This is a genomic window from Youngimonas ophiurae (nom. illeg.) (assembly GCF_049803795.1).
Lineage (GTDB): Bacteria > Pseudomonadota > Alphaproteobacteria > Rhodobacterales > Rhodobacteraceae > Thalassobius.
Window position 1 is genome coordinate 538,313 of record NZ_JBNAGJ010000002.1, and the last position, 24,002, is coordinate 562,314.

Below are 24,002 nucleotides of genomic sequence, written 5' to 3' on the forward strand. Positions count from 1 at the left end.
CCTCAGTTCGGGAGGGTCAGAACACTGGTAAGCGTCGCAGTCGCCGCAAGCACCACCAGAATGACCCCAGTTTCGATTTCGATAGAGCGCACCAGATGGCGCGCGGCGGTGCCGTCCCCGGCCTGCATGGCGGGAACAAAGCGCAGCTTGTTTGCAGCGGCCAGCGCCAGAACCACCCCGACAAGCACCAGCTTGATCAGAAGGGCTTGGCCGTAGCCTGTTGTCGTCAGCATCCGCAGATCCCCCACCAGCAGCCAGGCCATCAGCAATCCGGCCAGGATCAGAACGGGCACGATCACCGAAGCGGCCTGCCCAAAGCGGTGCCCCAAGGCGGCTGCGTTGCGCAGGCACTCGGGCCGCCGAGACAGGCTGTGCAGCGGGCCAAGCACACCGATCCAGAATGCAACCCCCAGCAGATGCACAAGCAAAAGCAGGCGGATACCCGTTGTCTCCAGCTCGGGGATATGGCCGATCCGGGCGAAGGACCACAGGGCCAGCATCCCCCCGGCCAATGCAATCCATTGCCCCAAAAGAGGAATGAACAGCCCCAGGACGATCAGATCCGCCCCAACGCTCCGATAGATCAGAACGTCGCCAACCGGCGTCTGCCACAGCAGGCCCAGCATTTCAGGATCGGTCATGCCACCGGCATCGCCCGTCAGTGCGGCCCCCCGCAACATGAAGCCCAAACCAGCAGCAGCCAGCGAAAGCCCCGCCAACAGCGCGGCCTGCACGCGAATCCTGTCGGCAACAGGCGACACCAGATCGGCAAAGACTGCGCGGATCAGCACAAGCCCAACCGACCCCGCCACGCCAATATACAGCATCAGCTTGGCAAGGATCGCAGCTATTCCCCAGATGTCCGGCATGATCAGTCCACCGTGAATGTGAACGCGCCCTGCATGGCGTGCCCATCCACACCCAGGCCGCGCCATTCAATGCGGTAGATGCCGTCCCCCATGCTTTGCAGCGGAAGCGTGAACACCCGGTCAAAACTGGTCTGCCCCCCCAGATCGAGCCTGACGGGGGGCTGATCCTGATGGGTCATGTCCACCCGCGTCAGGCGAATATCGGCCGCGAAATTAAAACCGATCTCAGCGGGCACTTCGGCCATCACCGCGCCGTTCTCAGGCGTCGTGGTATCCACGCGGGAATGGGCAAAAGCACCCGAGGCCAGCGTTGAAATCAATGCAGCAGTCACAAGTGTCTTCATCAGAGGTATCCTTTAGTTAATTCCATTGGCGCGCTGGATTTCGCGGATATAGGTAATGACCATGGCGACATCGCCACGGGTCAGGCCTTTGACCGGCGGCATGTTGCCAAACCGCCAGTGATGGCTTCTGACCCCCAAAGCAACCGCGCGCTGAAAGGTTTCGTCAGCATGGTGACTGGGTTCATAGATAACATGAATCAGCGGCGGACCCGCCCCCTCGACACCAACGCCGCCCGCCCCGTGACAGGCAACACAGGCATTTTCAAAGATACGCTGCCCGATCGCGGCGTTGCCCTCGATGGCGGGCATCTGAATGGCAACCAAAGCGCCATCTTTCAGCGCAGCCGTTTGGGCGGCGTCATCCGCAGGTGCGGGGCGCAGGACGATATAGGCAGCAACAGCCGCCGCGGCGCAAGCGCCGACAAGTAGATATTTTCGGTTCATACAGAGATCCTAACCTTGTGAAACAGGGGTGCCGCAAATTCAGCACGGCACTCCGGAACGCACTCATCCTCATGAGCGGCGATGAAAGCCTGTTTCAAAGGTTCGGGGGTCTGTCCGGATTGTTCGGCTCTTCCAGAGAAGAGAGCAAAGCAACATGCCACATCCGGGTCGTCTTGGACGGAGCGAAAATCACATCGGAATGGAACAAGGCGACTGCCAAGACATTACACAGGAACGGATTGCACCCTTCATGCCCCGCGCCGCCTGAATCTGAGGGCACCTGCCCGGCAAAATCCATCGCAGCATGGCCAGCATTTTGAGTATCTGCCGACATATGCACATGTTCCGCACAATGCCCGCCAGCGCAATCCCCAGACAATGCGTGCGCGGGGCCGCTCAATCCGGTCACGACAACCAGAACGGCAGCAAGCATCACGGACAGTATCTGTTTTGCGCATATCATCTGTGGAACCCTAATCGACCATTTCCAAGATGACAACGCTGGCATCGCTTCAAACGCCCGCTGTCCAGATTTCCAAATCAGACCGGAACAGAACAGAGCATTTGGACAACGGCGAGGCCCCGTTCTGATTCAGCCTTGCGCGGCAGCCATTCAGCCGTTAAACGAGCGCCATTGCCGCCGTCGCTTAGCTGATAGAGCGCGTCATTCGTAAGTAGCGGGTCCGCTCGCGATTGACGTTTGATGCCAATGAGTTGGAGACGGCACGCAGTAACGAGTAGGGCCATAGTAGGGCCGCAGAAAGAGAAGAATGCCGGTGTAGCTCAGCTGGTAGAGCACGTCATTCGTAATGAGTGCTCAAACCGACCATTTCCACAGTATCATCAAGACGTTAGGTGTTTTCGAGAATGTTACGAGAATTTCACGGGCTCGTAGCCTCGCGGTTCTGCGGGCCGGTAATGCGGAATGTAGCCCTTGGTGATCCAGTTCGCGACGGACTGGCGCGTGTAGCCAAACGGGCGAAGCGCCTCAAACAGTTCCGGGAATGTCTTGTCCGCAGCCGCACACTCCTTGCTCACCCGAAGTATCTCACTCCAAGTTAGAAGGTCGCAGTTTTTGATAGGGACGCTGCTCGAATCCATGCCAGCCTTCACGTAGGGATGTTGCTTCAGATCAGCGGGCCTGTGCCCGTCGCGCCGCGCCGCGCTTCGCGCTCCCGTTCCTCAAGTACCTCGCGCCACATATCATAGGTGGAGGCGACCATGAGTTCGAGTTCTTCGCGCGAATAGAGGTCAACGCCTTCATCCGTGTGGAGTCTGACGGCCCGGCGGTCGTCCGATGGATCGCCAAACTGCGCGATGGTCAACCGAACCTCGGCAAAGTCCTCGTCAGCCGCCCGGATGCGCTCGTGCATCATCGAGAATGCGAAACGCCTACCCTCTGCCGTCAGGCCTCGCGACCGGCGCGGCTCGATAAACAGCGCGCTGGCTTGCTCGTCGATGGCAAGAATCATCGGCAGCCAGAAAGTCACTTTCCGGCCCATGCCCATCGAGAGCGGGAAGAATTCGTGCTTGCGTCCAAAAACCCGGCCAGAAGTGGCGAAGTCATGCAGGCCAAGGGCTACGCGCCGGTTGTATGTGAATTCTTCGTCCGACTTGGACCGCTTCCGCAACTCCGCCTCGATCACGGGCCAAGGTGTCGGTTCGGCAATACCAAGATCCAACTCGGGTTGGATGTTGAAAAGGTCGGAAAAGCAGGATCGAACGGGCTTGTAGGAGAACGTCGAGAACCCGCCCTTCATCTGCTCTAAGCTCTTGCGCTTCATGTCGTCGCGCTGGGGCGCGATCCGCGCAAGGTCAATGTCAGGCAATGGGCGTATCGTCACTTGGCGGTTCTCCTGCGCGAGGTGTAGCGTTCAAGGACACCTTGTGGTGTTGGAATCGGTCTAGGATCACATTATCCGGTATCCGCATTCCAAAAGCAACGTTCGTTCTCGCTTTGTCCACCACCACGCTCCATGGGGAGCCCTTTGCGTGAGACAGGTCCACCAACCGTCCCGGGGACATAGGGCCGAAATGTCGGACAACATCACTGATCAGATCAACAACCGCCATATCGTCTGGTATAGGCAGTTCACTCGTCCGCCCTGTCAGAGGGTCTTGCTTTACAGCCCGAAAGGCAATCGGTTCTGCGCCGTTTCTCTTGAACGCTCGATAGACAGCCGGATGCACCGGGCCATACTGCCACGCCTCGAAGTAGCCTGAGACAAGCGGCCCTTTCCCGCGCTTCATGTGGATTCCGTGCGCGAAATAGAGTAGCTTTTGAAGTGCCAGGTTGCTGATCTTGATGCCACGTCGATCCGCCTCGTCTAGCATGAGGTTCGCTATTGCCCTCGGATCGTATGCGCTCATCGTCTCATCTCGTCGCTTTCGTGTTCTCATTCTGTTCGCGCAATAGTGCACGACAATGGGGTGATTTGGCAAGTCAGGGGAATGGTGCCTCAAGAGGGACTCGAACCCCCGACCTTGTCCTTACGAAGGACCTGCTCTACCAGCTGAGCTATTGAGGCGGACCGACCGTGCGTTTAAACGCAGCGGACGGCTCATTCAAGCGATTTCAGTTAGAAAGCAGCGAGAATCTCGTCGTCGCTGTTCGGGTCTACTCGCTCACATGCTGCGATGTAGAACCAGTCGCCGCGCATTCGGTTCATCTTCCAAGGAATGGCGCGAAGGTTCCACGGCACATGCAGCCCCGAGATCACCTGATCACCGGCTTTGTTCTTGCCGACAAGCTGGACGATGTGATCGACCTCATGCGGCACACCGGTCAGACGCTCCAGATCGTCCGCTTCTTGATAGATCGCCAGCATGGCCGCTTTGTCGGCGTCAGTCAGCCACGGTGGCACGGCTTCTGCATTTCTCGCGCGGCGCATCGCTTCATCGAAGTTCTTCTTCACCCGGCGCCTAAGGTTGTGACGGTGGTGCTTGGTCGGCAAGCTGGAGATATACGCTTCACGTTCGGCTGCTCGCTGGGCCTCGAATTCTGCCGTCTCGCGCTCGGCCTCGGCGGCTTCGGCTGCCGCCTCTGCGGGAGACAGCCCGCAACTGTAGTGATCGAACATACCTGATCCTTTCGCTGGACGGCGACGGAACAAGCTTAGGTAACCGACACCGAAGGGTTGGCTTCCTCTGGGCAATCAGCAGTGAGCGGATTGGGGGCGATCTCGGAACAGGTACCGCCAGCATGCGGAGCGGCTACACCAGCAGGCCGCTTGAGTCAAGACTCTGGGCGTGGCAATGTGGTCCAAGAACGTTGACGCCGGATGCACCGCCGCACTATAAGTTCTCAAAATGTTCGCAGGAGGCAGTGATTTGGGGCTGACAAGCATAGACCTATTCTGTGGGGCCGGAGGACTAAGCCTCGGGCTGGAAAACGCAGGGTTCAGGTCTTTGATGGGCCTCGACACCAACAAGGACGCTATGGCGACGTATCGCAAGGCGCTTCCCCATGCGGAAGCCGTCGAGGGGTCAATAGTTGGATACGATTTCCGGCAATGGAGAGGCGTTGACTTAGTAGCTGGCGGACCTCCCTGTCAGCCGTTTTCGAACGGTGGAAAGCGGCTGGCCGCGAAAGATGACCGAGACATGATCCCCGAATTTGCGCGTGCCGTGAATGAGATTATGCCACGCGCATTCATTATGGAAAACGTCGCTGGCCTTCTCGCGCCTCGCAATAGGGAATACATGGCGGAAATCCTGTCGCTGTTCTCCGACAAATACACCATATTGCCGCCGCGCTTGATCAACGCTGCTGATTACGGGGTGCCCCAAAAGCGGATGCGGATTGTGCTTATCGGCCTGCTAAAAGGTAGCATCAACTTCCCAGTGCCTACCCACACGCCCGGACGATACGTTACTGCGGGCTCTGTTCTGCGTCGCGGCGAAGTGCAGGGGCAGCCTAACCCGTCGAAGGTGGTTTATGCGCGGAGGCCTGACCTCCGCCCAAGTCCGTATGCCGGTCAACTGTTCAACGGCGGTGGCCGCGCAATCAATCTCGATCAGCCGGCACCGACGATCCTTGCATCTGCTGGCGGCAACAAGACCCACTTCCTCGATGAATTAGAGGCAGTCCCTCCGTACCACAAGCACCTCTGGGACGGCGGCAAACCTCGCACCGGAGAGTTGGAGGGCGGGCGACGCATCACCATCTTGGAATCCGCGCTCTTGCAGACATTTCCGGCGGGAATGGAATTCGCAGGATCAAGAAGCTCTCAGTATACACAGATCGGCAACGCCGTTCCGCCTCGGCTGGCCGAGGTTGTTGGCGCATCAGTTGCCCGCGCGCTCCACTAGGTTTGCGGCGTCCAGCCTTCGCACCAATTCGTTCACTCGCTCCGTGTCGGGTTGATAGCGGTCGAGGTATTCGTAAAGGCGGACAAGCGCCTCCGCACGCTGCGGCCTCGTCAGAACCGCTGTAAGCACCTCCACGGCCTGTCGCACGTCCAGCACCGCTACGTCCTCTGCAAGCTGGTTCAACCTCTCGCTTGCGGCTTTCCGGTCTCCTTCGGGCCGATTGGCAACGATGTGGAGCCGTGACAGGTCATTGTCGCGGATCGTCTTCGACGCGCCGTCAATTTTCGTCGCCCAGTTGTTTGCCGTAATTTCGAACGCTTCGATTACCCGGCTGCCAGTGGCGATTTGGACGTCGCCAGCAGCGAAGGAGCTTCTATCCGAAGCGTTGAGACTTTTAGTTTCGACGCGCACCTGATCCGCCGCGTGACTTGCCACCATCGTATGCAGCAGGGCCGCGAAGGCGAACTGCTCGTATGCGCCGCCAGATGGGACATTCAGTAGGTCCAGCAGCAAGCCAGTGGTTCTCGCGAAGGTGAGGGCGCTACGGTTCAATTCCGGCATTGGCAGCACCGGGCGCGCGGTCGCGGCGACGGCTGCACATGCGAAACCAAGGGCAGCTTCACGGTCGCCCTGGCTCACGCCGTTCGCCCAGTGTAAGAGCCGATCAAACTCTTCGACGTTCCCACGGGCGAGGCGGTCAGTGTTTTTCGCAATGTTTTGGTAGGCGTCTTTCACTGCCGTGATGTGGCGCTCCGAGAGAAAAACACCGAGTTGTTGCGCCATACCCCGCGCCCCTTCCGGGCGACGGGTCAAATCGAGTGTCGCGTCTTCGAGGCCATAACCGAGTTGTATGAGCACGCCGTCTCGGTAGCTGATCCGCCGGTCGCCAAGAACGCTTTCAAGGTCCGCAATCGCATCAGCGGGCAGTGACGCGCGAGCATCGTCAATCGCCTGTGTTCCGGCGGCTGGGTCGGCAATAAAGCCATCAACTAGTTCAAATACGCGGTCGCGTGCATCGGTGCCAGTGCTCATGCGGCGACTTTATCTCGATTCCTCAATGGGAAGCGAGTGCGATTTGTGACCGTCAGAGAGCCTCAGAGATACGCATATGCGAATTTGCGGGGTCAGCATAGGCCGCCTGCTCAGACACCGCATAGACGCCTAGCAGCGCCGCGCTTTCACCAGTATCCGCGCAGGTGGCTCACTTCGATGGACCGGGGCGCGAAATGAGTCTCCGAGAGCAACGCGAGGCACATGGCGACGAAGCGGTCGGCATGGTGGCCGCGCCCGCCGCCTTGGAGGGTGAGGTTGCCCGCCGAGGTCATCTTGAACTCGACCGAGGTGGACTCGCGGATCAGTTCCTCTTTCTCGGGGAGGTCGTGGGCGATGCGTAGGGAACCATTCTCAAGGCAGGTCGCGGCATTTTCGAACAGAACGTTCTTCGAGCAGGTGATCCGGTTGCCTTTGCGATTGATGGACGAGCCAGCCGTCATGGTTACGGCATTGACTGGCACCTTGGCCTGTTCGAACAATCCCACGAGCGGGGCGCCCATGCCGGTCGCATCCATCGTCAAGGTCCAGTTTTTCAGCTTGCGCAGGATCGACGCCACCCAGTCGATCACGTCAACGGCCTCGTCGAGTTTCGCGGTCTCGGTATAGACGACGGTATATTCTGGTGCTGTCAGCGCCTGTTCCCAGCCTCGCCCTGTCATGAAGGGCCGCGACTCCGCCTTGATGATCGCCAGCGCCGAAGGGTCTTCGCCTCGGCCTCCTACATCGAGGCCAACCGCATACCGGCGGAAGCCCTTCACCGAATGCCCAGCCGCTGCCGGATCAGAAGAGGTCGGCATGATCAAGGTGCCGTCGTCGCGTTCGATCAGTTCATAGGACAAGGGCTTGCTCCGTGTTGTTGGTCGCTCGCATGAGCGTGGCGTGAGAAACGAGGGGGTCGCCTCCACCTGCGAAAATGCAGTCGTATTCGCGGGCGAAGCGTTGGGACGAGATCACGTCACGCTCCTTTTCGATGGCCGCGATCAATTCGGGATCTCCGCAATCGCGGAAGTGGCCGAGAATCTTCTCGAAGTCGTTCGGCCCTGTCCACCAGCGATAGAAATCGCCGTCCTTCCACATTGGGGTCGAGGTGACGAGCAACCGGCCTGTCACCTTCCGGCGCAAAGGCAGGACCGCTGCAATGTCGTCGTCGGCAATCAGGGCGGCTTCATCGAGGCACAGAATGTCCGCCGTGAAACCGCGTGCGCTGTCAGTCGCTGGCATGGCTAGGATGCGCCCTTTGTGGTTTGCGGCAGACACCTCGGTTTTCAGAAACTGAATGTCGCGAGGGGCGAATGGGTCGGCGTCTCGGAATTCCTTCACGCGCAGAAGAAACTCTTTTGCTTGCTTCTCGGTCGGCGTGATCACGACAACTGTCAGCCCCCGGAGAAAGCCATCCCAAGCGACGCACGCCACCGCCGTGCTTTTGCCCAACTGCCTGCTCGCCATAAGGATGATGTGGGAAGCTGTGGATGAGAGCAATTGCCTTTGAAACGCGCGGGGCTCGACGCCCATTGTGGTTCGAAACCGGGCGATGGGATCGAGCGAGACGGCCAGCCCGCCAAGGAACCTGTGAAGGGCAGGATCGAGTGCGGTCATGGCTGATGCTCGATCACTTGGAGTTGCTGCATTTCCGTCAGGAAGTCGGCCTTGGCCGAGGGGTGCGCCTCCAGCACTCTCAGGATGATCTGCCGCAAAAGCAGGAATTGCGGGGACGTTCCGAGGTCGACCGTCACGTCGATTTTCTGGCTGAACATGCCCCGGACCTTTGCGAGGTCCATCAGAGTGTTCCGCATTTCCCGCATCTGGGCGAGTTCCAGCAGCTTGTCGTCGTCGTCACCGCAGGACTCGATTGCTGACCGCAGGCGGCGCACGAGCCAGCGCAGATCGTTGTCAATGTCGTCGCCATCAGAAACAGCCGCTGCGGCCTCTTTCACTGCCGCAACATGCTCTGACTGTCGGACCCGCGCTGCGATCAACAGGCGCTCATCTTCGGGTACTTTCTTCCACCAGCGTTTGACGGACGTATCCGACACCCCGAATTGCTTGCCGATGGCAAGCATCGAGCGAGAGCCCGTCGCGAGTTCTTCCTTGATGCGGTCCTGCGTCGCCTGCGGCAGTTCGTCGAGCTTATGCCTGCGTCCCATGCCGCCCCCAAAGATGAAGCGCGAGACCGGCAATGGCGACGAGTTCGATCCGATCAAGGACGCGGGCAAGCCACGGCTGCTGGCCTGTCAGTTCCTTGGTCAGGCCTTCATCCGCCCAGCCGATCCATTCGGCCACCATCGCTTTGACGGCAACAATGGCATGTTCTTTCCGGCGCGTCGGCTGGTCATCGACCCATACAGACAGGTCCACGGGATCGACCGTCACTCGATCCCAATGGACCCCGAGCAGGACCGATGCAGCCGCCCGCTTCGTTGCGACTTGTTCCGCCGAAAACATCAGTCGTCCGCCACGATTTCGAGCGGCACGCCGCGATCCGCAGCCTCGGCCTTCGCCGCCCGGTATTTCGACACCGACCGCGCATCCGTCTTGCGGATTTGCACCGGGGCCTTCGCGGGATCGAAGCTGCCCTTCTCGGCCTCCGCGAGTTGCGCCGCAAGGTCCGATGAGTGGCCTGCTGCTTCGATCCGACGAACCATGACTCCTCGCCCAGGATGAACGTCTTCGCGAACATATCGGCGTTGCCCTCCACGTTCATCAGCGCCCATTCCTCGTTCATACGCTCGACGGCTGAATAGGGCGTCTTCGGCTCGACCTGTTCTAGCGCCTTCTTCGGACAGGAAAAAGGCAATCGCATCAGCGACTTCTTCGGGCTCGGCCATGCGTGGATGAAAGGCTTTTCCGGTCAGGCGCTGCGCCTGATCTGCGGGCATGTTCGCCGTGATCGAGGTCCGCGTCAGGCCGGGCGCCACACAGTTTACCGTCACATGCGGGGCCAGTTCCTCGGCCATGCTGCGCGTCAGGGAGGCCACCGCCGCCTTGGCCGCCGCATAATCCGCCTGACCTGCCTCGCCTCCGAACACGATCGAGCTGACATTGACGATCCGCCCCCAGCCCCGCGCGATCATGCCCGGCGCAAAGGCCTGAGACAGATGAATCGTGCCCATCAGGTTCAAATCCAGCGTCGAGCGCCATTGGGCCGCGTCGATCTCCAGAAACGGCGTATAGAGCTGCGCAGACCGGATGCCTCCCACAAGATTGACCAGCAGATCAACCTGTCCCAGCTCGGCCAATGCCGTGTCAGCAAAGGCGCGGGCCTGATCCTGGTCGGTGATGTCCGCCCGCGTCGCAGACACGAGCAGATCACGGGGCAACGCCGACTGTGCCGCGTCCAGACGGTGGGAGGAGATATCCGTCAGCGCCACCCCGCGAATGCCGCCCGCGACCAGCCGGTCGATGACGGCCCGCCCCATTGGGCCGCCCGCACCCGAGACCGCCGCGATGCGGCCTTGGGAGCTCATGCGAGCCCCATCTCATCGCGCAGCATCTTGCGCAGCGCGAATTTCTGGATTTTGCCAGACGCGGTCGAAGGCAGGGCCTTGCGGATTTCCAGCCGCTCGGGCCAGTAGTTCTTCGAGAAGTGATGCTGCGACAGGAAGCTCTGCATCTCCTCGAAGCTAAGCGCCTGCCCCGGTTTGGGCACGACAAAGGCGCAGGCCCGTTCGCCCAAGCGGTCATCCGGGTAGCCAACGATCGCCACGGTGGCGACAGCCGGGTGTTTGAACAGGGCGGTTTCCACCTCGACCACGGGGATGTTTTCGGCGCCGCGGATGATAATGTCCTTGGACCGGCCGCAGATACGGATATAGCCGTTTTCATCGGCGCGGGCGATGTCACCCGTGTCGAACCAGCCGTCGGCATCCACGGTGTTCCACTGCGGACGTTTCAGATAGCCGCCGAAATTGGAGCAGCCGCGAACGTACAGCTCTCCCTCTTCGTGGGGCTGGGCGATGGTGCCTTCGGGGGTGCGGATCTGCACCTCCATCCCGGCCAGGGGATAGCCATCACTGTGGATCGAGCGTTCGTCCGGGTCGTCCAGATTGGTCAGCGTCACGGCCCCGTTTTCCGTCATGCCCCAGGCGGACACGATCTTAGTGCCCAGCACGGCGCGGGCGCGTTCCACCACCGGGCCGGGAATGGCGGTGCCGGCACATAGGAAGGTGCGCAGCGATGCGGAATCGGTGCCGTCTTCCTCGACCGCATTGGACAGATCCATCAGGAACGGGGTCGAGGCCATGGTGAAGGTGCAGCCGTCCTGCTCTACCACCTTGGCGGCCAGGGATTTGTCCCAGGTGTCCAGCAGCACGGCGCGGGCCTGCAATTGCACGGGCATCAGCAGCCCATACATGAACCCGGTCTGGTGCGCCATGGGCGAGGCCATCAGCACCACGTCATCCGCGCCCAGATGCAGGCGGTCTGCATAGGGGACCAGATTGGCATACATGGTGTTGGCGGTATGCATGACGCCCTTGGGCTCACCCGTGGTGCCCGAGGTATAGATCAACTGGCACACGGCATTGGCATCAGGGCGGTTTTCGGTGGTGATGCGGGCCATGTCGGGGTCATCGTCCAGGGCCGGGTCGAACAGGGTGGTCTCTAGATCGCGCGCGCCTGTGCCGCCCTGCACCAGCACGTGTTGCAGATCGGGCAAGTCGGGCAGCATGGCATCGGTCATCGCCTCGTGATCGAAGCCGCGGAACAGTTTGAGGATGACAAAAACCTTGGCCTCGCCGTGGCGCAGCATGAAGGTCAGCTCGTGTTCGCGGAAGATATGCATCACCGGGTTGAACACGGCACCTAGGCGCGCGCAGCCCAGATAGGTGGCCACGAATTGCCAGCTGTTGGGCAATTGGCAGGACACGACATCATCGCGCCCCACACCCAGACGCGACAGGCCCACGGCGGCGCGGTTGGCCAGAACGTCCAGCTCGGCCCAGGTCAGATCGCGGCGCGCGCCCGTGCTGACCACGACCGAGGTCAGCGCCGGTTTGTCAGGACAATCGCGCAGGCATTCGTCAAAATAGTCATTGACCGTTTTCCCGTGCCAGAACCCTTTTTCCGTCATCTCTTGGATACGAGGTTCGATCAGAACAGCATCGAATTGCATGGGGTCTCCTCCTCCATGGGGTTGGCGCACCGGCCTGCGCTCCTCTTGCAGACCGGGCGGCAGATTGGTGGCGTGCCGGCCGGTTTACGCCGCACGCCCCGCCCGTTCGCGGGCGATAATGTTTTTCATGATGTGCGCCGTGCCGTCCCCGATTTGCAGGCCCAGCACGTCGCGCAGGCGCTGCTGGAAGGGGAAGTCCTCGGAATAGCCGGCATGGCCGTGGATCAGCAGACAGGCATGGATCGCCTCATAGGCCAGAAGGGGCGGCCACCATTTGGTCATTGCGGCCTCGGCGGTGTGGGGCAGACCCTGATCCTTCAGCCACAGGGCATTCATCGACATCAGGCGGGCCGCTTCGAGTTTCGTGTCGAAATCGGCCAATTGGTGCGTCACCCCCTGAAAGGCCGACAGCGGTTTGCCAAAGGCCTGACGTTCGTTGATATAGGACCACGTTTCATCCAGGCTTTGCCGCGCGGTGCCGATACATTGCAGCCCGATCAGCGAGCGCGAGAAATCGAACCCGTGCATGACCTGGCCAAAGCCCTTGCCCTCTTCGCCCAGCAGATATTCGGCGGGGACGCGCACATTATCGAACCAGATCGAGCCATGCCCGACCGAGTTCTGCCCGCAATTGGCGAATTTCGAGGTGGTGATCCCCGGCAGGTCCAGCGGCACCAGGATGGCGGACACGCCACGCGCGCGGTCCTCGGGTTTGCCGGTGCGCGCAAAGGTGACGACGCCCTTGGAAATCTGGTTGGCCGAGATCGAGGTTTTTTCACCGTTGATGATATAGTGATCGCCGTCGCGTTCCATCCGCAGGCCCAGATTGGCCGCGTCCGATCCGCCCTTGGGTTCGGTCAGGGCGATGGCCAGCATATGCTCGCCAGCGATCAGCCCCGGCAGCCAGTCCTGCGCGATTTCCGGCGCTGCGAACTGGCGCAAAATCTGCCCGTTCAGCGACGCCAGCAGCGACGTATAGGCAAAGGTGAAATCGGCGCGGGCGATTTCTTCGGTGATCACGCCGGAATAAAGATAGCTGGCGCCCATCCCGCCGAACTCTTCGGGCATTTCGGGGGCGATCAGGCCCAGTTGCCCCATTTCGCGCAGCAAATCCATGTCGAATTTACCCACTTTTTCCCGCGCCAAATAGCCGGGGGCGACCCGCTCTTGGGCGAATTTGCGTGCCAGATCGCGGATCTGATCCAGCTCTTCAGTATCGAAAATCGTTTTCATCCTGTCCTCCCATATGCAGGCCGTTGGGTGGGGCCCGCAGGCCCCAACCCGTTGGATCACTTGCCGAATTTTCGGAAATCGGGCTTGCGCTTTTCCTTGAAGGCGATGCCGCCTTCTTTGCTTTCGTCCGTGTCGTAGTAGAGCGACAGGCCCAGCATCCCGAGGCCAGCAATGCCACGCTGGTGTTCGGTGTCCATGTTGAAGCTGCGCTTGGCCAGGGCGATGGCGGTGGGCGATTTCTCCATGATCTCGGCGCACCATTTGGTGACTTCGGCGTCCAGCGCGTCATGCGGCACGACGCAGTTGGCCAGCCCCATATCCACGGCTTCCTGGGCGGAATACCGACGGCACATGTACCAGATTTCGCGGGCTTTTTTCTCGCCCACCACGCGTGCCAAGAAGGCCGTGCCGAACCCCGGATCGACCGAGCCGACCTTGGGGCCGACCTGACCGAACTGCGCGCGGTCACCGGCGATGGTCATGTCGCAAATGGTGGCCAGCACGTTGCCGCCGCCGATGGCAAAGCCCTGCACGCGGGCGATCACGGGTTTGGGCACATCGCGGATGATGGTGTGCAGATCCTCCATCGGCAGGCCGATGGTGCCGCGCCCGTCATACTGGCCTTCGTGGGCCGACTGGTCGCCGCCGGTGCAGAACGCCTTGTCGCCCGCGCCGGTCAGCACGATGACGCCAACGGATTTGTCCCAGCCGGCGGTGTTGAAGGCGTGGATCAGCTCTTCGCAAGTTTGACCGCGAAAGGCGTTATAGACCTCGGGGCGGTTGATGGTGATCCAGGCGGCGCCGTCTTTTACCTCGTAGAGGATGTCTTCGTAGGTCATGTGGGCCTCCTTAGCCGTGCATGGTCAGACCGCCGGACACCGACAGAACCTGACCCGTGATAAAGCCCGCGTCGTCGCTGGCGAAAAAGGCGATTGCACCGGGCAGATCGCCGGGCTGCCCCAGGCGGCCCATCGGCACCGCGCGGGTAAAGGCCACGCGCAATTTTTCCTTGTCACCGGCGGCCTCCATGAAGGCATCCAGCATCGCGGTATCGGTCACGCCAGGGCAGACCACGTTGACCGAGATCCCCTGCCGCGCATGTTCACGCGCGATGGTTTTGGAAAAGGCAATGACGCCGGCCTTGCAGGCGGCATAGACGCTTTCGCCAGACGACCCGCCCCGCGCTGCATCCGAGGCCAGCGACACGATTTTACCGGCGCGCCGCTCGGCCATCTTGGCCAGAACGGGATGGGTGATGTTCAGCACACCGCGCAGGTTGATGTTGATGATCTTGGTCCAGAAATCCGGGTCGCTCTTGAGGAAGGGCGTGAACACGTCCCAGCCAACCCCGTTCACCAGCACGTCGATGGGACCCAGCTCGGCCTCGATCTGCTCGACCGCCGCAGCCGTTGCAGGGGCATCCGTCAGATCCACGGACACGGCCATGCCGGTCGCGCCAATGGCCTCGATTTGTTGGACCACCGCCTTGGCCGCCGATTCGTTCAGATCGACCACAGCCACGCGCGCGCCCTCTTCGGCAAAGCGCAGGCAGGTTGCCGCACCAATACCGCCACCACCACCTGTTACGACAACAGTTTTACCTTTTAGCCCTTTCACGGGTTCCTCCTTAATGCAACGCGAGAAACATGAAGATCACACACGCGCATGATAATGCGTGTTAATTCTCCTCCCTATGTGTCTCGCCTCCAAAACTAGACAGGTTGGGACGATACTTACTGGATATTTTATGTCAAGTAGTTGTCATTAATTTCTGGCAAGCATCCAATCAAGCTCGGTTGACTTGCCCCGCATTTCCCCAGATGAATGTCCCCCATGAACGAAGATGTTGATTTCCCGCAGCCTTCTCAGGTGGACGACCTGGCGAACCGCCTTTTCTTTCGGCTGTACCAGTCTGCTAACCTGCTCCATAAAACCGGAACAAAGGCGCTGGACGACACCCACATCACGACTCAGCAATGGGCTGTTGTCGGCGCGCTGGCCCGTCAGGGGTATGAACAGGGAATCGCCGTGGGCGAGCTGACCAAGTTCCTGCTGGTCAGTCGGCAAAACCTGTCGGGCGTTCTGGCCCGTCTGGAACGGGACGAATTGATCGAGCGCGTGGTTTCCCCACATGATAGCCGCAGCCGTCTGATCCGCCTGACAAAACGCGGGCGCCACCTGTGGCGCACCGACATGAGTGACCGTATCTCTCGCTTCTATGACGAGGCTTTGGCGGGGTTTTCGACCACCGACAAGATTCACGCGATCCACTATTTCGACAAGATCCTGACGAACCTCAAGCAGATCGAGCAGAATCAGGGCGAGTCATAGGCCCGCCCGCTCCCGCGCCTGTGCGGCCATGCTGCGCGCGATGATCCCCTGTTGAACCTGGGTCGTGCCTTCGTAGATACGGAACAGGCGCGCATCGCGGAACAGCTGTTCGGCGCGATATTCGCGGATATACCCCGCCCCGCCATGCACCTGCACATTGCGATCCGCCACACGCCCCACCATTTCCGAGGCAAACATTTTGGCACAAGAGGCCAGCGTACTGACATCCTCGCCTGCATCGCGCCGGCGCGCGGCATCCTCGACCATGGCGCGCGCGGCATAGGCCTCGGCACGGCTGTCTGCGAACATCACTTGCAGCATCTGGAAATCCGCAATCGGACGGCCGAATTGCTTACGCGACACGGCATAATCCATCATGTCGTCGATGATCCGCTCGGCCAGCCCGACACAGGCCGCCGCGATATGCAGCCGCCCTTTGTCCAGCACCTTCATCGCGGTTTTGAAACCCATGCCCTCGACCCCGCCGATCAGGGCAGCCGCGGGGATTCGGCAATCTTCGAAGATCACGTCACAGACATGCGCGCCCTGCTGACCCATCTTCTTTTCGGGCTTGCCGGTGGACAGACCCGGCGTTCCGGCTTCGACCACAAAGGCGGACACGCCCGCCGCGCCCCTCTGCGCCGGATCGGTCCGCGCCATCACGGTAAATGCCCCCGCCAGCGGCGCGTTGGTGATAAACCGCTTGGTCCCGTTCAGCACATATGTATCGCCATCGCGCACCGCCGTGGTCCGCACGGATCCCGCGTCCGATCCAACATCCGGCTCGGTCAGCGCAAAAGAGCCGATCAGCTCGCCAGTCGCAATTCGCGGCAGATAGGTGGCCTTTTGCGCGTCCGTGCCATCAATCACGATCCCCTGCGAGCCGATCCCCACATTCGTTGCGAAAATCGAGCGGAACGCAGGCGCGGCGCGGCCGATCTCGAAGATCAAGGCCGCCTCTTCGGACATGTTCAGCCCCAGCCCGCCATACTCTTCAGGGATCGACAGGCCGAACAGGCCCAGATCGCGCATCTCTTGAATGATGTCCTGCGGAATTGCATCGGCTTCCGCGACCTCCGGCTCGGCCGGGATCAGCCGCTGATCGACAAATTTGCGAATCGTATCGACAAGCTGCACGCGGATCTCTGGGTCAAGCATTGTGTCCTCCCTCTGGCCGAATCTGGCCATGCACATTTGGCTAGTTAATCAATATATTGTCATATTAAGGCACCCAAAGCCTGGCAAGCATAGATTTTCGCATCTCCAGAATCATAGGTTTATCACCTTGCTTTTTAATATACTTTTGAATTCGACCGCTATCCTCAAGTGTTCACCCATAACAAGACGTGTATTCAGACTTGCTTTATATGACAATCTATTTACATTAATAACGGGAGGAACACAGAATGAAAGCATTCATTCTCAGTCAACGCGGCGACGGAGAGGTCGGCGAGGCCACCTGGGGCCTGTCACTGCCTGCGGCGCGGGGCGGAGGGCATCTGGTAACCAGCGGCGCCCAGCCAGGCGCCGGCTTGCAGCGCCTCAGCGCGCCAGACCGTTTTGGCAAGATCGTGATTTCGATCGCCGCCCCCTCTTCCACCGGAGACACCCCATGAAAGACACCGCATTTTCCACCGTACTGACGCAAACCGACGGCCCCGTCGGCATTGTGCAGCTGAACCGCCCTGAGGCGCTGAATGCGCTGAATCAACAAATCACAACCGAACTGGGCCTGGCGCTGGATGCGTTCGAAGCGGACGAATCGATCCATGTTATCGTGCTGACAGGCAATGACCGCGCCTTTGCCGCTGGGGCGGATGTGAAGGAAATTCAGCACAAGACCTCCTCGGATGTGTACGAAGAGGATTTCATCACCGCCACTTGGGAACGGGCCGCACGTTGCCGCAAACCCATGATTGCCGCCGTGGCCGGGCACGCGGTGGGCGGCGGCTGTGAGCTAGCCCTGATGTGCGACATCATCATTGCGGCAGATTCCGCCCGATTTGCCCTGCCCGAAACGCGGATCGGGGTGATCCCCGGCGCGGGCGGCACGCAGCGCCTGACCCGGATCGTCGGCAAGGCCATCGCCATGGACATGATCCTGTCCGGACGGACGCTGAGCGCACAAGAGGCCTTGGCGCATGGGTTGGTCAGCCGCATTTCAACGCCAGACAGTTATCTGGACGACGCAATCGCCCTGGCCATGAACATCGCCAAATCCTCGCGCCCGATTTTGCGGCTGGCCAAGGAAGCCGTGAACCAGGCGTATGAGACCCCCCTGTCCGCCGGCATCCATCTGGAGCGCCGCCTGCTGTACGCCACCTTCGCCACCGAGGACCGGCTGGAAGGGATGACCGCCTTTATCGAAAAACGCCCCCCGACGTTCCGGCACCGCTAAACCGCAGCGGCCGGGCACGCCGTACATATGCAGATTGTACAATCCCAAACATCCCCATGTCCACGCCGCCCCATGAATGAGCCACACAACACGACATTCCAGACCCCTTGCAGCAAAGGAGCAGTACACGCACAGGCCTGAATCTCATGCTCTCGAATTGCACGACCATCCATAGAGAACCCGACCGGGGCAGGTAGCAGTTCAACGAATTGTACAATTAATACCGACCATTTTCCATTCAGGCCCTCGCGGATTCTTGTGAGTGTGCCGGTCAAGGAGATGGTGACGGAGGAGAGCCCACCACTTCAGCGGCTCAGGCCATTCTGACCGCCAAGAAGACCGCCCCGGACATGCTCTGGGGTGAACGATACCGCTTTGTCATTAAAAGGGAGGAAACCATGAAACATGACAAACCCATCCGCACGCTGGCCGTGGCCGCTGCGCTTTCGACAGTACTAACCGCCACATCCGCGCTGATCGCACCCAGTGCCGCGCAGGCCGCCGAGGTTGACGGCCCCAAAGTCAAATGGCTGGTGTCGCTGTGGGGCGCGCGCCGGGGTTTCACCGAAGGCGTCGAGGGCCTGAAGGCAGAACTGGCCGCCAAGACCGACGGGAATTTCGAGCTGGACCTGCAATATGGCGGCGTTCTGTCGGACCCCAAGGAAAACATCGACGGGCTGCAACTGGGCGCGTTCGAAGCCGCAGCTGTCTGCCCCTTCTACCACCCCGACAAGACCCCTGCCTCGATGGGGCTGAGCCAGGCATTCCTGCCGCTGCCCACCTTTGAGGTGCAGTACAAGGTTTACGGCGAATACCTGAAACACCCAGCGCTGGTGGCCGAATGGGACAAGTGGAACGCCACGCCGATCATGTCCACCCTGATGCCCAATTATGAGATCATGGGCAAAGGCGACGCTCCGGCCTCGTTGGCGGATTGGGATGGTGTACGCGTAAACGCCTCGGGCGGTCATGCCGCGCTGATGGACGCAATCGGGGCTGTGCCCTCGACCATGCCGGCGCCCGATTTGTACAACTCGCTGGAGCGCGGCGTGGTGGACGGGATCGTGTATCCCTATACCTATGCCTTTGTGGCGTATCGCTTCCACGAGCTGTCGAACTGGGTAACCGATGCCTGGAACCTGGGGACGATCCAGTGCTCGCTGGCCGCCAACAAAGATGCCTATGACGCGCTGCCCGACCAATACAAACAGCTGCTGGCGGACTCGGTCATCCCCGCCTACGCGCACCAGATCGCGGCCTATGCCGAAATCGACGCCGCCAACGAGAAAGAGTTCGAGGCCCGTGGCCTGACCCGCATCCCGCTGACCGACGATGTGAAGGCAGCCCTGGAGGCCGCAGTGCAACCCAGCTGGCAGAAATGGATCGACGATACGACCGCCAAGGGCCTGCCGGGCCAAGAGCTGTTCGACATGATCCTGTCCGAGGCTGAGAAAGCACGCGCTGATCAGTAACCTCCCCTGATCGTTGTGCATGATCGGTCCGGCGGATTGTACCCGCCGGGCCGATTCAACAAAGGAACTCTTTGATGAAACGCGCTATTGATATTGCTGACACGGTTTTGGGCCATGTCGAGAAAACAGCGGCCCTGGTTGCGGGATTGCTGATCCTGGCCCTGATGACGCTGGTTTGCGCCGAAGTCCTGGGGCGGGGCCTGTTCAATCACCCTGTGCATGGGTCGATTGATATTGTCGAGCAACTGATGGTGGCGCTTGTCACCATGGGTATCGCCTATTGTCAGAGCCATTTCGGCAATGTGCGCATGACCCTGCTGAGCGACCGCTGCCGAGGCCGCGCCAAATGGCTGACCGAAGTCATCGCCCTGACCGTGGCCCTGTTTGTGGTTGTGATCCTGACCAAGGGCAGCTGGCTGAACCTGATGCGGTCCTGGAACAACGGGGGCGACACGCCGGAAATCGGCATTCCCTTGTGGCCCGGCATCGCCATCGTGACCGGGGCGCTGGCCCTGCTGGGAATCCGTCTGGCCCTGCAACTGACCGAGGCTCTGCGCCTGCTGGCCAAGCCCCAGGACAGCTCTCCGATTTTCTCGCATCCGGTGGATGCGATCGAAACCAGCCCGTACGAATAAGAAGGCAAGAACATGGACCCGATCACTCTTGGATATATTGGCATTGCGGCCCTGGTTTTTCTGGTGCTTGTCGGCATTCCGGTGGCCTATGCCGCCGCCTTCACCGGCATTGTGGGGATGATGATCCTGCGCAATCCGACCGTCGCAACCGGCCTGGCGGGCATCATCCCACACGCCAATTCCGGGCATTACGCGCTCAGCGTGCTGCCATTGTTTATCACCATCGGTTTTTTGGCGATGCACGCGGGGATCACCACATCCGCCTATGACGCCGCTCGCAAATGGGTGGGGCGTGCGCCCGGCGGTCTGGCCACCGCGACGATCTTTGCCTCGGCCGGGTTTGCAGCGGTGTCGGGGGCCAGCACGGCCTCGACCGCGGTGTTCACCCGTCTGGCCCTGCCGGAAATGGAGGCTCGCGGCTATGACAAACGCCTGGCCGCCGGGGTTGTGGCCGTTGGGGGTACGCTGGCCGCGCTGATCCCGCCCTCGGCCATTCTGGTGATCTATGGCATCATCGTGGAGCAATCGGTGGCCAAGCTGCTTCTGGCCGGCCTGGTGCCCGGATTGCTGTCGATGTTCGTCTATCTGATCGTCATCACCGTGGTGGTGAAACTGAACCCCGAAATGGCCCCGGTCGAACCCGGCACCACCTTCACCGAGAAGCTCAAGGCCCTGCCCCAGGTCAGCGGCGTGTTTGCCGTGGTCGGTGTGATCCTGGGCGGGATTTACCTGGGCTGGATGACACCGACGGAATCCGCAGGCGTGGCCACCGCGATCATTCTGGTGATGGCCCTGTTCAAGCGTATCGGCCTGCGGGATTTCCATAACGGCCTGCTGGATACGGTACGGACCACCGTGATGATCTTTATGGTGATCTGGGGTGTGCTGATCTTTGTGCGATTTCTGGCCTTTACCGGCCTGCCCGGCGCGGTGACCGATCTGGTTGTCGGGCTGGACGTGCCGCGCGGCGTGATCCTGCTGGGGATCATCGTGATGTATCTGCTGATGGGGATGATCCTGGACGGGCTGGGCATGATGATGCTGACGCTGCCCGTTGTCTATCCGGCCATTATCGGGCTGGGCTATGATCCCATCTGGTTCGGCATCCTGCTGGTCAAACTGATCGAGGTGGGCGTGGTCACACCGCCGGTTGGGCTGAATTGCTATGTCGTGAACGGCATTCGCCCGGATATCCCGCTGGAAAGCGTGTTTCGCGGTGTGACGCCCTTCTTGATTGGCGAAGTGTTCATCATCTCGATCATCGTGGCCTTCCCCGATCTGATCCTGATCTTGCCGAACCTGATGAACTAAGGGCACCGGGGGCAGGATATGTCAGATCATCCAACGGTCTTGATTACGGGTGCGGCGGACGGGATTGGCTGGGCGACGGCCACCCTGTTCGCCGCGCGCGGCTACCGCGTTGTGATTGCGGATCTGAGCGGCAACAAGTCCACCCAACGCGCCCAAGAGCTGGGCCCGTCCCATCTGGGGCTGGCCTGCGATGTCACGAACGAGGACGCCGCTTCACACACCATCGACACCGTGATGCAGCGCCTTGGCCGGCTGGATGTGCTGGTGAACAACGCCGGGATCGGCGACACCAGCCTGCCCACAACCCAGCAAACCAGCGCCCATTTCCGCAAGGTGATTGATGTCCACCTGACAGGCACATTCCAGATGTCCCGCCTGGCCGCGCAGGCCATGCAGGGCTCGGGCCGTGGCGGGGCCATCGTGAATTTCAGCTCGATCGCCGGGCTGACCGGATTGCCCCGCCGCAATGCCTATGGCGCGGCAAAGGCAGGGATCATCGCCATGACCCGCGCGATGGGGTCTGAATGGGGGGCACAGGGCATCCGCGTGAATGCCGTAGCACCCGGATATGTACGCACCGCCCTGGTGGAAAAACTGATCGCCGAAGGCCTGCTGGACGTGGACAGCCTGATTGCCCGCACTCCACTAGGCCGCCTGCTGGAACCCTCGGAGATTGCCGAAGCGGTATATTTTCTGGCCTCACCCGCGGCATCGGCCATCACCGGAACAGTGCTGAGCGTGGACGGCGGATGGGCCGGGTTCGGCGCTGCGGGGGCACCGTCAGGCTGACGATCACCGCAATGGCGAACAGCTAAGCGCCCGCAGCAATTCATGCCGCTCGGCCCCCGGTGCCGTCGAAAACGGATCATCCCGACGATGGCGGTACAGCGTCGTCACCTGCCCCGGATTTTCCCCCGACACACAGCGCCATCGCCCCAGAATCTCGGCCCCGTCGGCCCGTGCCGGACCACTGGTCAGTGACAAATAGTCGGGGCCAAACACCGGATCGGCGTCCCCCTGCCCCGCATGAGATTCGCGCCGCGCCGCAACCACGGCTTGCAAATCCGAGGAGGCCTCGGTCACCTCCATCAACATGTTGCGCTGCGACAGGATCAACGGGAACCCTTTGGGAACAAAGCGGGTATTCCAGTCCGCATCCGTCGCCAGCCCGGCCCGACATTCCATCCGTTCCTCCAGCGACTCGTATATCCACAGGTGGTACAGCCGGTTCAACATCCCGCTATCGGTCAGCCAATAGCCCCCCATCGGCAGGTGGCGAGTGACATATTGCACCCCGTCCTTGCGAAACAGATCGATATAGTCCGGCGCCTTGCCCGGAATCAGATCATAGGCCCTGAGTTCGAAAATCATGTGCGGTCTCCTTCGTCGGGCCATCCTGACCAAACCGCCCCGCCCCGAAAATGGAGAGTTCCGCCAAACGCTTGGACTTTCGCTTAGTTCGCCAGGTCTATTCGTTCCTGTTCGGCCCCCTGGCGCGCACGATAGGCCCCCGGCGGCTGCCCCACCCGCTGAGAAAAGAACCGCGAGAAATAGGCCGGATCCTCGAACCCAAGATCATAGCCGATCTCGGCCACCGTCATTTCCATATACAGAAGGTATCGTTTGGCCTCGATGATGGCGCGTTCATGCAGAATTTCCGAGGCGGTCTTGCCCGCGCGGGATTTGCAGGCCTGATTCAGACGCTGCGTGCTGATTCCGATCTCTCCGGCATAGAAATCCATCGCTTTTTCCTGACGGAAATTATGCTCGACCAGTTCTTTGTACCGCATCAGGATGTCATAATCCCGGTCCCGTGCCGCTGTTACGGTTTGCAACTGGACACTGCGCAGCCGCACGGCCGCCACCAGAATACGCATGAAATGCGCCATCACCGCCAGCCTGCGGCCCGGCGCGGACCAGATATATTCGCGCAGCAGCCACTCAAAGGCGTCCTTCATGGCCTCGGCGCTGACCCCGGTGCCGGAAATCGGATAGACGCCCGGCTGGCTGAGGGTCTCCAGCAGGCGTTTGTCACCCTGGGACACGGATGTCGCATAGGCCGAGGCCGCCGTGACCACGATCCCGTCCGTATCGGCTCCGAAATGGATTTCATGCACCATCGCGGCCGGGATGACGATCAGGCTGCCGGTAGGAGTGGCAATTTTCTGGCCTTCGATCACGATCTCTCCGCCGCCTTTTTCCACCAGCAGCAGTTGATGGTGATCCGGATGGGCATGTGCGCGAATAGTCCAATCATGCGCACCGCTTCTCTCGCGGATCGGCTCCACATGGATAAAGTTCAACTCGACGTCATTAACCTGATCTCCGTAAAGATAATATCGCGGAATAGCGGCATTTTTGGCCTGCCCCATTTCATTTCTCCCGATCAGACGATGACAGCCACTCAAACGAATTATGCAATAAATCTCTGCCTTGGTCCATTCGATCATGCCCCCTGAAATGCGACTCTCCCGATCGAGGAGAGACAAGG

At 60.6% G+C, this 24,002-nt stretch carries 28 protein-coding genes and 1 tRNA gene; 8 read left to right on the forward strand and 21 right to left on the reverse strand.

What is annotated here, in order from left to right; all coding sequences use genetic code 11:
• Window positions 1–2: 2 nt before the first annotated feature.
• The 8 genes from ACP15O_RS07050 to ACP15O_RS07085 all read right to left on the reverse strand — a co-directional run bounded on the left by ACP15O_RS07050 (window position 3) and on the right by ACP15O_RS07085 (window position 4,737).
• The gene (locus tag ACP15O_RS07050; RefSeq protein ID WP_425095345.1) at window positions 3–869 is read right to left on the reverse strand and encodes a copper resistance D family protein; all 867 of its coding nucleotides are present in this window, start codon (window positions 867–869) and stop codon (window positions 3–5) included.
• A gap of 2 nt (window positions 870–871) precedes the next feature.
• Window positions 872–1,213, reverse strand: a complete 342-nt coding sequence (locus tag ACP15O_RS07055) for a copper resistance CopC family protein (protein WP_425095346.1) — start codon at window positions 1,211–1,213, stop codon at window positions 872–874.
• A gap of 12 nt (window positions 1,214–1,225) precedes the next feature.
• The gene (locus tag ACP15O_RS07060; protein WP_425095347.1) at window positions 1,226–1,657 is read right to left on the reverse strand and encodes a c-type cytochrome; all 432 of its coding nucleotides are present in this window, start codon (window positions 1,655–1,657) and stop codon (window positions 1,226–1,228) included.
• A gap of 870 nt (window positions 1,658–2,527) precedes the next feature.
• A complete protein-coding gene (locus tag ACP15O_RS07065; RefSeq protein ID WP_425095348.1) occupies window positions 2,528–2,695 on the reverse strand; it encodes a hypothetical protein in 168 nt (55 codons plus the stop codon).
• Window positions 2,696–2,784: 89 nt separating this feature from the next.
• Window positions 2,785–3,501 (reverse strand): type VI toxin-antitoxin system SocB family DNA replication inhibitor toxin, encoded by a 717-nt coding sequence (gene socB, locus ACP15O_RS07070; protein ID WP_425095349.1) that lies wholly within the window; start codon window positions 3,499–3,501, stop codon window positions 2,785–2,787.
• Entirely contained in the window at window positions 3,479–4,057 is a 579-nt protein-coding gene (gene socA / locus ACP15O_RS07075; RefSeq protein ID WP_425095350.1) for a type VI toxin-antitoxin system SocA family antitoxin, read from the reverse strand. The genes socB and socA overlap by 23 nt, the downstream gene beginning before the upstream one ends.
• A gap of 52 nt (window positions 4,058–4,109) precedes the next feature.
• Window positions 4,110–4,185: transfer RNA gene (locus tag ACP15O_RS07080), tRNA-Thr, on the reverse strand.
• Window positions 4,186–4,236: 51 nt separating this feature from the next.
• On the reverse strand, window positions 4,237–4,737 hold the full coding sequence (locus tag ACP15O_RS07085; RefSeq protein WP_425095351.1) for a hypothetical protein: 501 nt from the start codon (window positions 4,735–4,737) through the stop codon (window positions 4,237–4,239).
• 229 nt (window positions 4,738–4,966) lie between these two features.
• Here ACP15O_RS07085 and ACP15O_RS07090 point away from each other — a divergent pair, with 229 nt between their 5' ends.
• Entirely contained in the window at window positions 4,967–5,968 is a 1,002-nt protein-coding gene (locus tag ACP15O_RS07090; protein WP_425095352.1) for a DNA cytosine methyltransferase, read from the forward strand.
• Here the strand turns inward: ACP15O_RS07090 and ACP15O_RS07095 are convergent.
• The 10 genes from ACP15O_RS07095 to ACP15O_RS07140 form a co-directional block, all read right to left on the reverse strand.
• Entirely contained in the window at window positions 5,945–7,000 is a 1,056-nt protein-coding gene (locus ACP15O_RS07095) for a hypothetical protein (protein ID WP_425095353.1), read from the reverse strand. The genes ACP15O_RS07090 and ACP15O_RS07095 overlap by 24 nt on opposite strands.
• Window positions 7,001–7,146: 146 nt before the next feature.
• Window positions 7,147–7,860 carry a hypothetical protein gene (locus ACP15O_RS07100; RefSeq protein WP_425095354.1) on the reverse strand — a complete coding sequence of 238 codons (714 nt, stop codon included), beginning with the start codon at window positions 7,858–7,860 and terminating at the stop codon, window positions 7,147–7,149.
• On the reverse strand, window positions 7,850–8,617 hold the full coding sequence (locus ACP15O_RS07105) for a terminase large subunit domain-containing protein (protein WP_425095355.1): 768 nt from the start codon (window positions 8,615–8,617) through the stop codon (window positions 7,850–7,852). The genes ACP15O_RS07100 and ACP15O_RS07105 overlap by 11 nt, the downstream gene beginning before the upstream one ends.
• A complete protein-coding gene (locus ACP15O_RS07110) occupies window positions 8,614–9,165 on the reverse strand; it encodes a hypothetical protein (RefSeq protein ID WP_425095356.1) in 552 nt (183 codons plus the stop codon). Before ACP15O_RS07110 ends, ACP15O_RS07105 begins: the two co-directional genes overlap by 4 nt.
• Entirely contained in the window at window positions 9,149–9,463 is a 315-nt protein-coding gene (locus ACP15O_RS07115) for a hypothetical protein (protein WP_425095357.1), read from the reverse strand. Before ACP15O_RS07115 ends, ACP15O_RS07110 begins: the two co-directional genes overlap by 17 nt.
• Entirely contained in the window at window positions 9,463–10,485 is a 1,023-nt protein-coding gene (locus ACP15O_RS07120; protein WP_425095358.1) for an SDR family NAD(P)-dependent oxidoreductase, read from the reverse strand. The genes ACP15O_RS07115 and ACP15O_RS07120 overlap by 1 nt, the downstream gene beginning before the upstream one ends.
• Window positions 10,482–12,131 carry a cyclohexanecarboxylate-CoA ligase gene (gene aliA, locus ACP15O_RS07125; protein WP_425095359.1) on the reverse strand — a complete coding sequence of 550 codons (1,650 nt, stop codon included), beginning with the start codon at window positions 12,129–12,131 and terminating at the stop codon, window positions 10,482–10,484. Before aliA ends, ACP15O_RS07120 begins: the two co-directional genes overlap by 4 nt.
• A gap of 84 nt (window positions 12,132–12,215) precedes the next feature.
• A complete protein-coding gene (aliB, locus tag ACP15O_RS07130; RefSeq protein WP_425095360.1) occupies window positions 12,216–13,364 on the reverse strand; it encodes a cyclohexanecarboxyl-CoA dehydrogenase in 1,149 nt (382 codons plus the stop codon).
• A 56-nt stretch (window positions 13,365–13,420) separates the two neighbouring features.
• The gene (gene badI / locus ACP15O_RS07135; protein ID WP_425095361.1) at window positions 13,421–14,203 is read right to left on the reverse strand and encodes a 2-ketocyclohexanecarboxyl-CoA hydrolase; all 783 of its coding nucleotides are present in this window, start codon (window positions 14,201–14,203) and stop codon (window positions 13,421–13,423) included.
• Between the two features lie 10 nt (window positions 14,204–14,213).
• Window positions 14,214–14,981: an SDR family NAD(P)-dependent oxidoreductase gene (locus ACP15O_RS07140; RefSeq protein WP_425095362.1), complete on the reverse strand. Its 768-nt coding sequence runs from the start codon at window positions 14,979–14,981 to the stop codon at window positions 14,214–14,216.
• A 216-nt stretch (window positions 14,982–15,197) separates the two neighbouring features.
• Here ACP15O_RS07140 and ACP15O_RS07145 point away from each other — a divergent pair, with 216 nt between their 5' ends.
• On the forward strand, window positions 15,198–15,695 hold the full coding sequence (locus ACP15O_RS07145) for a MarR family winged helix-turn-helix transcriptional regulator (RefSeq protein ID WP_425095363.1): 498 nt from the start codon (window positions 15,198–15,200) through the stop codon (window positions 15,693–15,695).
• Here the strand turns inward: ACP15O_RS07145 and ACP15O_RS07150 are convergent.
• Window positions 15,690–16,853, reverse strand: coding sequence for an acyl-CoA dehydrogenase family protein (locus ACP15O_RS07150; RefSeq protein ID WP_425095364.1), 1,164 nt, complete (start codon window positions 16,851–16,853; stop codon window positions 15,690–15,692). The genes ACP15O_RS07145 and ACP15O_RS07150 overlap by 6 nt on opposite strands.
• A gap of 248 nt (window positions 16,854–17,101) precedes the next feature.
• On the opposite strand from ACP15O_RS07150, the gene ACP15O_RS07155 reads away from it, so the two are divergent.
• The 6 genes from ACP15O_RS07155 to ACP15O_RS07180 all read left to right on the forward strand — a co-directional run bounded on the left by ACP15O_RS07155 (window position 17,102) and on the right by ACP15O_RS07180 (window position 22,300).
• Window positions 17,102–17,311, forward strand: coding sequence for a hypothetical protein (locus ACP15O_RS07155; RefSeq protein ID WP_425095365.1), 210 nt, complete (start codon window positions 17,102–17,104; stop codon window positions 17,309–17,311).
• Window positions 17,308–18,093, forward strand: coding sequence for an enoyl-CoA hydratase-related protein (locus ACP15O_RS07160; protein WP_425095366.1), 786 nt, complete (start codon window positions 17,308–17,310; stop codon window positions 18,091–18,093). The genes ACP15O_RS07155 and ACP15O_RS07160 overlap by 4 nt, the downstream gene beginning before the upstream one ends.
• A 398-nt stretch (window positions 18,094–18,491) precedes the next feature.
• Window positions 18,492–19,565: a TRAP transporter substrate-binding protein DctP gene (gene dctP, locus ACP15O_RS07165; RefSeq protein WP_425095367.1), complete on the forward strand. Its 1,074-nt coding sequence runs from the start codon at window positions 18,492–18,494 to the stop codon at window positions 19,563–19,565.
• A gap of 74 nt (window positions 19,566–19,639) precedes the next feature.
• A complete protein-coding gene (locus tag ACP15O_RS07170) occupies window positions 19,640–20,200 on the forward strand; it encodes a TRAP transporter small permease (protein ID WP_425095368.1) in 561 nt (186 codons plus the stop codon).
• A 12-nt stretch (window positions 20,201–20,212) separates the two neighbouring features.
• Window positions 20,213–21,511: a TRAP transporter large permease gene (locus ACP15O_RS07175; protein ID WP_425095369.1), complete on the forward strand. Its 1,299-nt coding sequence runs from the start codon at window positions 20,213–20,215 to the stop codon at window positions 21,509–21,511.
• An 18-nt stretch (window positions 21,512–21,529) separates the two neighbouring features.
• Entirely contained in the window at window positions 21,530–22,300 is a 771-nt protein-coding gene (locus tag ACP15O_RS07180; protein WP_425095370.1) for an SDR family NAD(P)-dependent oxidoreductase, read from the forward strand.
• A 3-nt stretch (window positions 22,301–22,303) separates the two neighbouring features.
• Here ACP15O_RS07180 and ACP15O_RS07185 read toward each other — a convergent pair whose 3' ends face one another.
• Together ACP15O_RS07185 and ACP15O_RS07190 are read right to left on the reverse strand one after the other, a co-directional pair.
• The gene (locus ACP15O_RS07185; RefSeq protein ID WP_425095371.1) at window positions 22,304–22,882 is read right to left on the reverse strand and encodes an NIPSNAP family protein; all 579 of its coding nucleotides are present in this window, start codon (window positions 22,880–22,882) and stop codon (window positions 22,304–22,306) included.
• A gap of 83 nt (window positions 22,883–22,965) precedes the next feature.
• Window positions 22,966–23,883 (reverse strand): helix-turn-helix domain-containing protein, encoded by a 918-nt coding sequence (locus ACP15O_RS07190; RefSeq protein WP_425095372.1) that lies wholly within the window; start codon window positions 23,881–23,883, stop codon window positions 22,966–22,968.
• Window positions 23,884–24,002 lie beyond the last annotated feature (119 nt).